The sequence below is a fragment of the Amycolatopsis sp. NPDC101161 genome, from assembly GCF_044768185.1.
GTDB lineage: Bacteria > Actinomycetota > Actinomycetes > Mycobacteriales > Pseudonocardiaceae > Amycolatopsis.
Map to the genome: position 1 here is coordinate 2,163,808 of NZ_JBIWPI010000001.1, position 10,771 is coordinate 2,174,578.

A 10,771-nucleotide genomic window follows, 5' to 3' on the forward strand; every position below is an offset into this window, starting at 1 on the left:
CGCGTCGGGGATGATCCGGGGCGTGAGCAGCCAGGACACCCCGAGCCGGCCCGCGCCGCCCGTGCTCGACGACATCTCGCGGCAGATCATCGCGCAGCTCCAGGAGGACGGACGGCGCGCGTACGCGACGATCGGCAAGGCGGTCGGCCTGTCCGAGGCCGCCGTGCGGCAGCGGGTGCAGCGGCTGTCCGACTCCGGCGTCATCCAGATCGTCGCCGTCTCGGATCCCTTGCAGGTCGGGCTGTTCCGGCAGGCGATGATCGCGATCACCGTCGACGGACCCCTCGAACCGGTCGGCGACGCACTGGCCGAAATGGACGAAATCGCGTACGTGATCCTCTGCGCCGGGCGCTACGACCTGCTGTGCGAGGCCGTCTGCGCGGACGACGAGGCGCTGCTGCAGCTGATCTCGACGCGGATCCGCGCGCTGCCGGGCGTCCGGCACGCGGAGGCGATGGTGTACCTCAAGCTGCGGAAACAGACCTACCAGTGGGGCTCTCGCTGAGGGTGACGACTAAATCCGAAGGTGGGCTGCGATAAATGACCTTGAATTAGTCGGCCAAGTTCGGCTGGACGACTGAATCGCTTGCTTCGGCGGCTCTGGGCGTGCGATAACCGAGACATGACCACTACCGCCGACCTCGCCTCCGTCGACGCCGCCGGCCTCGCCCGGGCGGCCCGCAGCAACCTGTGGATGCACTTCACCCGCCACTCCGCCTACGACGAGACCGACGTCCCGGTGATCGTGCGCGGCGAAGGCCCGTACATCTGGGACGCCCGCGGGAAGCGCTACCTGGACGGGCTCGCCGGCCTGTTCGCGGTCCAGGTCGGCCACGGCCGCGAGGAGCTCGCCGAAGCCGCCGCGCGGCAGACGAAGCAGCTCGCGTACTTCCCGCTGTGGGGCCACGCGCACCCGACGGCGATCGAACTGGCGTCCCGGCTGGCGTCCGCTGCCCCGGGCGACCTGAACCGGGTGTTCTTCACCGTGAGCGGCGGCGAGTCCGTCGAAACGGCGTGGAAGCTGGCCAAGCAGTACTTCAAGCTGGTCGGGAAACCGACGAAGCACAAGGTCATCAGCCGCGCGCTGGCCTACCACGGGACGTCGCAGGGCGCGCTGTCGATCACCGGCATCCCGGGCGCGAAGGCCGACTTCGAGCCGCTGGTGCCGAGCACCCTGCGCGTCCCGAACACAAACTTTTACCGCGCGCCCGAGCACGCCGACGACTACGCCGCCTACGGGCGCTGGGCCGCCGACCAGATCGAGCAGGCCATCGAGTTCGAGGGCGCGGACACGGTCGCAGCGGTGTTCCTCGAGCCGGTGCAGAACACCGGTGGCTGTTTCGTGCCGCCACCGGGGTACTTCGAGCGGGTGCGCGAGATCTGCGACAAGCACGACGTCCTGCTGGTGTCCGACGAGGTGATCTGCGCGTTCGGCCGGGTGGGGTACGACTTCGCCGCGAAGCGCTACGGGTACCAGCCGGACATCATCACGACGGCGAAGGGCCTGACGTCCGGGTACGCGCCGTTGGGGGCGGTGCTGGCTTCGGAGCGGTTGATGGAGCCGTTCACCCGCGGTTCGACCACGTTCATGCACGGCTCGACGTACGGCGGGCACCCGGTGTCGTGCGCGGTGGCGTTGGCGAACCTGGACTTGATGGCGCGTGAGGGGTTGTACGAGCACGTGCTGTCTTCGGAGGATGCGTTCCGGTCCACTTTGGACAAGCTGACCGACCTGCCGATCGTCGGGGACGTCCGCGGGGCCGGGTTCTTCTACGGCATCGAACTGGTGAAGGACAAGGCGACCAAGGAGACGTTCAGCGCCGCGGAGTCGGAGCGGGTGCTGCGCGGGTTCCTGTCGGAGGCGCTGTTCGAGGCGGGGCTGTACTGCCGGGCCGACGACCGCGCCGAGCCGGTGGTGCAGCTGTCGCCGCCGTTGATCTGCGGCCAGGCTGAGTTCGACGAGATGGAGCAGATTCTGCGGGACACGCTTACTCGGGCTTGGAAAATGCTGTAGGTCGGGAGTGCGGTGGGCAGCGGTCTTCGGCTGGGCGGGCTCGGGGAAGGGCGAGTCGTGACGTCGTCGGCGGGTCAGGCTCGGCTCGGTTCGCCCACGGGCGTTGTTCTCGGCTGTGCCAGGTTGATTGCCTTGGCGCGGGCGCCTTCGCCGGTGCCGGGTTTCGGCTCGAGCCGGTGCGACATCAGCGCCGGGCTTCGCCTCCGGTCGCGAGTGCGGTGGGCGGCGGTCTTCAGCTGGGCGGCTCGGGGAAGGCGGGCCGTGACGTTGTCGGCGGGCCGGGCTCGGCTCGGTTCGCCCACGGGCGTTGTTCTCGGCTGAGCCCGGGCTGGTTGCCTTGGCGCGGTCGACCTTCGCTCAGCCATGCCGCTGCGAGATCAACGCAGGGCGTGCCTCCGGCCCCCGGTATCCACGCTAGCGGAGGACACCGACAGTTCCGCGGCGTTGGCCCGAAAGGGCGGGGAATCGCGCGTTCCCCGCTCTTGCCCGGGTTTCTGAGTACCGTGGACCGCAGGGGGACCGGGGGGTGCGGCCGGTGACCGGCCGCCCGCTTTCGCCTTCTCCGGCCGCGCCTGGGGAGGAGACCCGATGACCGCGACCACGGACAGCCCGCGCCTGCCTTTCGAGCGGCCGAACGTCCTGGAAATCGCTCCGCTCTTCGAGGTGCTGCGCCGGCAGGGGCCGGTTGTGCCCGTGACCACGCCCACCGGGGATCCGGCCTGGCTCGTCACCGGGTTCGACGAGGTGCGCGCGGTCTTCACCGACCCGCGCTTCGGCCGCTCGCACCCCGCGCCCGAACGAGCGTCGGCGCTGTCGGACGCCGCCATTCTCAGCCGGCCGCAAGGCGACCACGAAACCGAGCACGTCGAGCACGCCCGGATGCGGCGGATGCTCGTGCCCGCCTTCTCCGCCAACCGGATCCGGCGGCTCGCCGGCCACGTGCAGGAGCTCGCCGACGGCTGCTTCGCCGCGATGGAAGCCGCCCGGCGCGGGGACGAGCCCGTCGACCTGCATGAACACCTCTCCTTCCCGCTGCCCGTCCTCGTCATCTGCGAGCTGCTCGGCGTCCCCTACGAAGACCGCGACACCTTCCGCGTGCTGTCCGAGCGGATGGGGCGGATGGACATCGGCTCCGGCGCCGACGCCGCCCTCGACGAGTTCGCCGGCTACATGGGCCGGCTCGCGGCGGCCAAGCGGCGCGAGCCCGGCCAGGACGTCGTCTCGGACATGGTCCGGGCCCAGGCCGACGATCCCGCCTTCACCGACGACGACCTCGCCCGCCTCGCCGCCGGTCTGCTGTTCGCCGGCCACGAGACCACTTCCAACCGGATCGACCTCGGCGTCCTCCTCCTGCTCAGCGACCTCGCGCGGCGCGACGCCCTCGTCGCCGACCCCGACGGGCAGGTGCACGGCGTGGTCGAGGAGATCCTGCGGCTGTCCGCGCCGGGCGGGCTCGGCGTCCTGCGGTACGCGCACGACGACGTCGAGCTCGGCGGCGTGACGGTCGCCCGCGGCGACGCCGTCGTCCTGGCCCTGGCGGCCGCGAACCGGGACCCGGCCGTGTTCCCGCACGCCGGGGAGTTCGATCCGGGGCGCAAGCCGAATTCGCACGTCTCCTTCGCTTACGGCGGCTGGTTCTGCATCGGCGCGAGCCTGGCCCGCACGGAGCTGCGCGTGGTGTTCGGCTCGCTGTTCCGCCGGTTCCCCGGGCTGCGGCTCGCGGTGCCGGTGGACGAGCTGGAGATCCGCGCCAACCGGGTCACCGGGGGAGTGGACCGCGTGCCGGTCCTCTGGTAGACCTGCGGCGGTGACGCTGTGGGACAAGCTCGGGATGGACGACAAGCTCGTCAAGGTGCTGAAGGAGATCCCGCCGGGACCGGACGCGCCGGAGTTCGGGCCGGCCTACGTGACCATCCACCAGCTGGCGGTCGAGCTGGACCAGCGGTTCCCCGAAGTCCGCAAGCAGCTCGACGTGCCCCTCGGCGGCGGCTCGACGCGGCACGCCGGGCTGGTCGAGCTGCTCGGCAAGGAACTGGTCGACAAGATCAAGCGCTACGGCGACGTGTACCCGATCGAAGCGGCGCAGCTGTCTTCGGTGCGGTTCCGCGAGCTGCGCCTGCGCGGCCCGGGCGGGCGTGACCTGGTGGGCGCGTCGCGCACCGACCTGCCGCTGATCCGCCTGCGGCCCAAGGACTGACGGTGCTGCCCCCGCCGCCGGTCCGGGTCCTGGTGGCCGACCGCGACCCGGCGGTGCGCACCCGGCTGGGCGCCCTGCTCGGCGACGCGGACGGCATCGAGCTGATCGGCTCGGTCCCGGACGCGTCCGCCGCCCGCACGACGTTGCGCCGCCGGCTGCCGGACGTGGTGCTGCTGGACCTGCGGCTCGGGCCGCTGGGGCCGGTGTTCCGCCGCCCGGCGGTGCTGGCGCTGGTGACGTTCGACTCCGACGCGGGCATCCTGCGCGCCCTGCGTGACGGGGCATCGGGGTACGTGCTGCGTTCGGCCCGGCGCAACGAGCTGATCAAGGTGGTCCGCCTGGCCGCGGACGGTCACGTGGTGCTCTCCCCGGACGCCTCCCGCCGGCTGGTCTCGGCGGCGATCCGGTTGTCGGGCCCGCGCGACGAGCGGCTCGCGGGCGTCGACCGGCTCTCCGCGCGGGAGCGGGAGGTGCTGATCGGCATCGGCTCGGCGCTGTCGAACGCGGAGATCGCGACGCGGCTCGGCGTGGGGGAGCCGGAAGTGCGGGGGCTGGTCGGTCAGGTGGTGCGGAAGCTGGGGTGCGCGCACCGGACCGAGGCGGGATTGCTGGCGTACGAACGGGGACTGTGCCGCCCGGGGTCGTGAGTGGGAAACAGGGTTAGAACCCTGTTTCCCACTCACGACCGCCGGTCAGAAGCCCGTCAGGCCGTTCGGCACCCCCACTCCCGTCGGGGCGTCGTAGCCCGGGCCCGCGACGCACAGGTAGTCCCCGCCGCACTTCTTGCCGGCACCCGACGGGTCGTTGTTCCCCGCCGTGACGTCCGTGAACGACGACGCCTTCGCGTACACGTCCGACGGCGCCGATGCGTGCCCCGACCGGGCGATCAGCCCCGCGACGAACGGCGCCGACGCGCTCGTGCCGTTCACCGGGAGCCAGCCGCCCGCGTCCGTGTAGTGGATCGCGATGTCCTCCGCCGCCGCGGCGAGGTCCGCCACCGTGCGCTTGCCGCAGTGGGTGTCCCGCTGCCACGACGGCTTCGCGATGTACGCCGAGCAGCCGCTCCCGCCGTACTGCCACGCCGATTCCGTCCAGCCGCGCGCCGACGACGGGTCGCGGGCCAGCGACGTCCCGCCGACCGCGATCGTCGTCGCCAGGACCGCCGGGTAGCTCGCCGCCGTGAAGCCCGCGTCGCCCGACGACGCCACCACCGCGACGCCCGGGTGCCGGTAGTGGCTCGCGAACGCCAGCGGCGCGCCGCCTTCACGGGCGCCGTAGCTGTTCGACACCACCGAAGCGCCCAGGCGAACCGCCGTGTCCTCCGTCGCCGCCAGGTCCGCGAACCCCGGCGTGTTCCCTTCGACGACCAGCAGCCGGCACGACGGGCACGCCGCCGACACCATCGAGACGTCCAAAGTGGACTCCAGTGCCCAGCCGAAGGACGCGTCGGGCAGCGGGGCGGAAAGACCCTGCTGGTTCACCTTGCGGAAGCAGCCGTTGGCCGTCGTGCACGGCGGGAGGCCGTACTGCGCCCGGTACGCCGCCAGGTCGGCCTCCAGGTTCGGGGCGTCGTAAGCGATCGAGACGCCGACGACCGTTTCCGGGCCCGGTGTGGCCGGGAGCCCGTACGCCGACGCCAGGTCGTCGGCACCCCAGCCGGCCGGGCCGTCGGCCAAGGCGCGCGCCGCGCCCGGCGAGTACGTCGTGAGGCAGCGCAGCAGGCCCGGTCCCGCGTCGGGACACGCCGCGCGAGGTGCCGTCGCGGCCGTCGCGGGCGGAGCGAACCCGGCCACCGCCACCGCCGCGGCCAGCAGGCCGATCCCTCTTCTGTTCACTGTGGACACTCCCCTCAGACCGGGTAGACGTGGTAGGCGGCGGTGATCGACTCGGTCACGGTGGCTCCGGCCGCGTCGGCCGCCGTCACGCGCAGCGAGACGTCCGCGCCGCGGAAGGCGTCGGTGACCGCGGTGAAGTCCGCGTGGAAGACGCCGCCGCCGCGGGCGGTGACCGGCGCGTCGAACCAGGTCGTGCCGTCGGTCGAGTACTGGACCGACGCGCCGGTGACGGGCGAGGCCGCGCTCTGCTGCAGGTGCCCGACCGTGAGGTCGAGGCTCTGCGGCCCGGACACCGTGGAGCCGTCCGGACGCAGCCCGCCGACGGCGTACCCGAGGGTCAGCATCGGCTCGACCGCGCACGACCGGTCGACTCCACCCCGTTGGCGCACGCAGACCAGCGCCGCCGGGAGCTCCGCGCCCTCGACGTGCTGCGACTTCCACGTCCACTCGGTGTGGGTCGCGGTGCTCTGGCGGTACATCGGCCCGGTGCGCCCGGCGTCGACCGTCAGCCCCAGGGTCGACGGGCTGGACGCGACCGGCTGCTCCAGCGTGAGTTCGGTGACCCCGGCCGGGCTGCCCTCGGCGATCGTGGCGCCATCCTGCGTCAGCGCGTAGTGCCCGGTGACGGTGTCCCGGGCTTCGCCGTAGAAGCCGAACCCGGTGTGCCCCGGCTGGTTGTCGCTGAACGGCGTGATCGACAGCCGCAGCAGGTCCCCGGCCCTCGTCGCGGCCGGCGCGACCGGGCCGCTGCCGTCGTCCGGCGGCAGCAGCGCGACCTCGCCCGCCGGGTGCAGCGGGAACTTGTTCCACTCCTCGGTGACCGCGGAACCGCCCCGGTAGGCGTGGAACGGCTCGTACTGGCCGCCGGCCCAGCCGGGGAACGGCCCGGGCAGGACGTACTTCGAGAACCCGCCGAACCACCGCAGGTCCGGCGCCGCCGAGACGTACTCGACCTGCTTGCGCGGCAGCTGGATCGGGTGCGACACCCGGCCGCCGACGTCCTCGAACGAGAACATCCCGCTGCGCTGGCGCAACCCCAGCGACGAGTACTCGCTGAAGTACGTCGAGTCGACTGCGGCGACGTCCTTCGCCGTGATCACGTACCGCTGCCGCGGAATCGTGCCGGTGCTCGCCTTCTGCAGCACGTATTCGTACGGCGTGCCCGGCCCCGGCGGGGACACCAGCCTGCTGTACGGGTAGGTCTGCAGCGCGCCCGTCTTCACCGGGACGGCCGTCGGCGACACCGCGATCGGCACACCGGGCCCGGCGTCGAAGTCGACCAGCAGCGCCGGCCCCGTCTTGGCCGCCCGGCGGAACAGGAACCCGGTGTCGTCGAGCAGCGCCGGCCGCGGCGTCACCCACGTCAGCTTGCTCGAAGCGCGGGAAGCGTCGACGCGGACGGTCTTGTCCGCCTTGACCGCGAACTCCGGCTGCGCGCTGAACCGCACCTCCGTCGGGTTGCCGTCGGCGTCGGCCGTCCAGAACAGGCCGAGCGCGCTGTAGTTCCCGTCCGGGGCGCTGAACTTCGCCGTGCCGCTCGCGAAGTAGTTGACGCTCTCGTTCGGGTCGAGCAGGTTCCCGTCGTCGGTGTTGTAGAGGAACGCGACACCGGTGTCGGCCGGGTGGCCGGCGATGTCGGTGGCGTCGACCGACACCGTGCGCATCACCGACCGCGGCTGGACGGCCGGGCGCGCCCCGGGGAGCGCGAACCGGGCGCCGCCGGCGAAGAGCCCCTGCCCGCCGAAGTGCCCGCGCGCGGTGTCCTCTTTGAACTGCTTCGCCAGCGCGGGCCCGAACGTCGCCGGGTCGGCGGGCAGCGGCGCGCCGGCCAGCAGCGCGCCGACGTCGAACAGGTTCAGGTCCAGCCCGCGCCCGAGGTAGGGGAGCGCGGTGCCGGGGAGCTCGTAGTCGCGAGCGCCGAGCCGCAGGTGCACCAGCGCCCGCGCCATGCCCTTCCCCGCGGCCGGCCGGACGTCGAACAGGGACCGGCCGTCGGCGGTGGTCCGGACGCTGACGCGCTCGCCGGTGATCAAGGTGGCGGACGTCGCGGGCACCGCGGCGCCGGCCTGCGGGGGAGTGATTCCCCCGAGCCCGGCGAGCACGACCCCCAGGACGGACAAAGTTCTTCGCACTGGCACCTCCGGGTGGTGGTTGATCACCACTACCGACGGGCCAGCCGCCCGGGGCGTTGAGACCGGTTCTCGATCTTCCCCGAATTACCTCGAACGGCTCAACGACGCACAGTCTCCGAGTGTGCGGCGGGAACCGGCCGCGCGACGCCGAAACCGCCGTACGGCCCGGCTTTCGCGCGCTTGCGGACCTCGTCGAAGTGCCGGTGCACGGCTTCGGCCGCGGCGTCCGCGTCGCGCAGCAGGAGCGCGTCGACGATGGCCTGGTGCCGCTTCGCCGTGGCCGTCGGGGACGATGCGGGCCCGCCCAGCTCGCTTTCGGCGATCCGGTAGACGTCCCAGAAGAGGCCGGTGAGCTCGCGGGCGAGGTCGAAGCCGGCTTCGGCGCAGATGAGGTCGTGGAACTCGCGGTCCGCCTCCGCCGCGTCCGGGCCTTTGCGCTTCATCCGTGCGACGCAGGCCTGCAGCTCCTCGACCAGGCCGGGCCGGTGGTCGGTGGCGACCCGGCGGGTCAGCTCGGTCTCGAGCATCTCGCGCACCTCCAGGAGGTCGCGCAGGCGCCCGACGTCGGTCGCGCCGCGGGCGCGGGTGCGGAAGAGCAGCCAGGTCTGCAGCGACTCCGAGCCGGCGGAGCCGACGAACGTGCCGTAGCCGTGGCGGATCTCGACGATGCCGAGCGCCTGGAGGGCCTTGATCGCCTCGCGGATGGAGTTGCGGCTGACGCCGATGTCCTCCATCAGGCTGAGCTCGGTGGGCATGGGCGCCCCCGGCGGGAGCTCCCGCTCGACGATCAGGTCGATGATGCGCTTGGTGATCTCTTCGCTGCGCTGCGGACGGGCCACTGCTGTCCTCCCCGGGTGCGTCGTGAGAGGACATCCTACGTCATACGTCCAGAAGGGTTGACCGGCACGCGAAGCCATCCTAGGCTCACGCCGGTCATAGGACGTCCCATGTCCTACCGTTCGAGGCCCGCAGGAGACAGCGATGTCCCAGAGCCCGTCGCTCAGCCGCCGCCAGTTGCTGCGCTACACCACTTTCGCCGGGGCGGCTTTGGCGTTCCCGACCGTGCTCGCCGCGTGCGGCGGGCCGGCGTCCACCAACAAGACCGGCAGCTCGGCGGGCTCGCTGACCGCCGTCATCGGCTACGGCAACAACCAGACGTGGGACCCGCTGCAGACGGCGTCCGCGTTCTCGATGGCCGCGATCCTGCACTGCTACGAGTCCCTCGTGGAGGGTGACCCGATCACCCGCGCCCCCTTCCCCGGCCTCGCGAAAGCGCTGCCCGCCGACACCAGTGGCACCAGCCTGAAGTTCGAGCTGAGAGACGGCGCGAAGTGGCACGACGGTCAGCCCGTGACCGCAGACGACGTCGTCTTCACCTACGCCCGCGCGCTCGACGAGAAGGAGAACGTGCTGATCCACAGCTTCTTCTCGCACTGGCTGCAGGAGGTGCGCAAGACCGGCGAGCGGTCGGTCGAGTTCGTCCTCAAGTTCCCCTTCCCGTACGCGCTGCGGCGGATCCAGTGCTGCAAGATCGTGCCGAAGCACGTCTACGACGGCAAGTGGGACGACGCCAAGGGCGGCAAGGTCGTCGGCTCCGGCCCGTACAAGGTCGTCGAGCAGGCGCCGCTGTCGCACACCAGCTTCGAGAAGTTCGCCGACTACAACGGCCCGCGTCCGGCGGCCTACGACAAGATGCTCTGGAAGTCCATTGTGGACGCCGCGCCGCGCGTCGCCGCTATCTCCGGTGCCACGCCGGATGCGCAGATCGCCGAGAACATCCCGGCCGCCAACGCCGACCAGCTGCGCAAGGCCGGCCGCACGGTCGAGTTCGCCGACGGCGGCAACAACCTCTTCCTGCTCTTCAACACCGCGCACGCGCCGTTCGACAAGAACCTGGTGCGCCAGGCGCTGCACTACGCCATCGACAAGCAGAAGATGATCGACATCGGCCTCAAGGGCGCGGGCTCGCCGGGGACCTCGTTCATCAACCCGAAGCTCCCGTCGTCGCAGCCGGCGTCCCAGGACTTCGTCTACAACCCCGAGAAGGCCAAGCAGCTGCTGCAGCAGGCCGGCGTGAGCAACCTCAAGATCACGCTGTCGACGACGAACACCTCGCTGGTCGCCGACTGCGTCAAGGTGATCAAGGAGGGCTGGGACGCGATCGGCGTCCAGACCACTTTGGACAGCCAGGACACCAAGGCGCTGTTCTCGAAGCTGGACGCGGGCGCCGACTTCCAGGTCGTCGCGACGACGAACAACCCGCTGCAGTTCGGCAACGACCCCGACCTGATGATCCGGTACTACTACGACGCCAAGTCCATCCTCACGAGCAAGTACGCCCGCTTCACCGGCGCCGACGCCCAGGCGCTGCTCGCCCTGCAGGACCAGGCCGCGGCCGAGCCGGACGAAACCAAGCGGACCGCGCTGAACAAGCAGCTGCTGGACCGGATCTCCGAGCAGGCCGTGATCTACCCGGTCGTGTTCACCCAGCTCGGCACGGCCTGGGACCCGAAGGCGATCACCGGCGTGCACGCCCAGGGCTACCCCGGCATCTACCTGAACCAGGCCAAGCCGGTCTAGGAGGAGAACACCC

General features: G+C 71.6%; 9 protein-coding genes. 6 read left to right on the top strand and 3 right to left on the bottom strand.

The window, feature by feature from the left end:
• Positions 1–10 precede the first annotated feature (10 nt).
• The 5 genes from ACIRSS_RS10645 (at position 11) to ACIRSS_RS10665 (ending at position 4,858) form a co-directional block, all read left to right on the top strand.
• A complete protein-coding gene (locus tag ACIRSS_RS10645) occupies positions 11–505 on the top strand; it encodes an Lrp/AsnC family transcriptional regulator (protein ID WP_400893432.1) in 495 nt (164 codons plus the stop codon).
• A 117-nt stretch (positions 506–622) separates the two neighbouring features.
• Positions 623–2,014, top strand: a complete 1,392-nt coding sequence (locus ACIRSS_RS10650) for an aspartate aminotransferase family protein (protein ID WP_400893143.1) — start codon at positions 623–625, stop codon at positions 2,012–2,014.
• Positions 2,015–2,602: 588 nt separating this feature from the next.
• The gene (locus tag ACIRSS_RS10655; RefSeq protein WP_400893146.1) at positions 2,603–3,811 is read left to right on the top strand and encodes a cytochrome P450; all 1,209 of its coding nucleotides are present in this window, start codon (positions 2,603–2,605) and stop codon (positions 3,809–3,811) included.
• A gap of 10 nt (positions 3,812–3,821) precedes the next feature.
• Complete coding sequence (locus tag ACIRSS_RS10660; RefSeq protein ID WP_400893148.1) at positions 3,822–4,211, top strand: hypothetical protein; 390 nt, start codon at positions 3,822–3,824, stop codon at positions 4,209–4,211.
• 2 nt (positions 4,212–4,213) lie between these two features.
• Positions 4,214–4,858, top strand: a complete 645-nt coding sequence (locus ACIRSS_RS10665) for a LuxR C-terminal-related transcriptional regulator (RefSeq protein WP_400893150.1) — start codon at positions 4,214–4,216, stop codon at positions 4,856–4,858.
• A 45-nt stretch (positions 4,859–4,903) separates the two neighbouring features.
• On the opposite strand, the gene ACIRSS_RS10670 is transcribed toward ACIRSS_RS10665, so the two are convergent.
• The 3 genes from ACIRSS_RS10670 to ACIRSS_RS10680 form a co-directional block, all read right to left on the bottom strand.
• Complete coding sequence (locus tag ACIRSS_RS10670; protein ID WP_400893152.1) at positions 4,904–6,046, bottom strand: S8 family serine peptidase; 1,143 nt, start codon at positions 6,044–6,046, stop codon at positions 4,904–4,906.
• A 14-nt stretch (positions 6,047–6,060) separates the two neighbouring features.
• Entirely contained in the window at positions 6,061–8,178 is a 2,118-nt protein-coding gene (locus tag ACIRSS_RS10675) for a hypothetical protein (RefSeq protein ID WP_400893154.1), read from the bottom strand.
• A gap of 98 nt (positions 8,179–8,276) precedes the next feature.
• Positions 8,277–9,017: a FadR/GntR family transcriptional regulator gene (locus ACIRSS_RS10680; protein ID WP_400893156.1), complete on the bottom strand. Its 741-nt coding sequence runs from the start codon at positions 9,015–9,017 to the stop codon at positions 8,277–8,279.
• A gap of 142 nt (positions 9,018–9,159) precedes the next feature.
• Between ACIRSS_RS10680 and ACIRSS_RS10685 the strand changes: the two genes are divergently transcribed.
• Positions 9,160–10,758: an ABC transporter substrate-binding protein gene (locus ACIRSS_RS10685; protein ID WP_400893158.1), complete on the top strand. Its 1,599-nt coding sequence runs from the start codon at positions 9,160–9,162 to the stop codon at positions 10,756–10,758.
• Positions 10,759–10,771 lie beyond the last annotated feature (13 nt).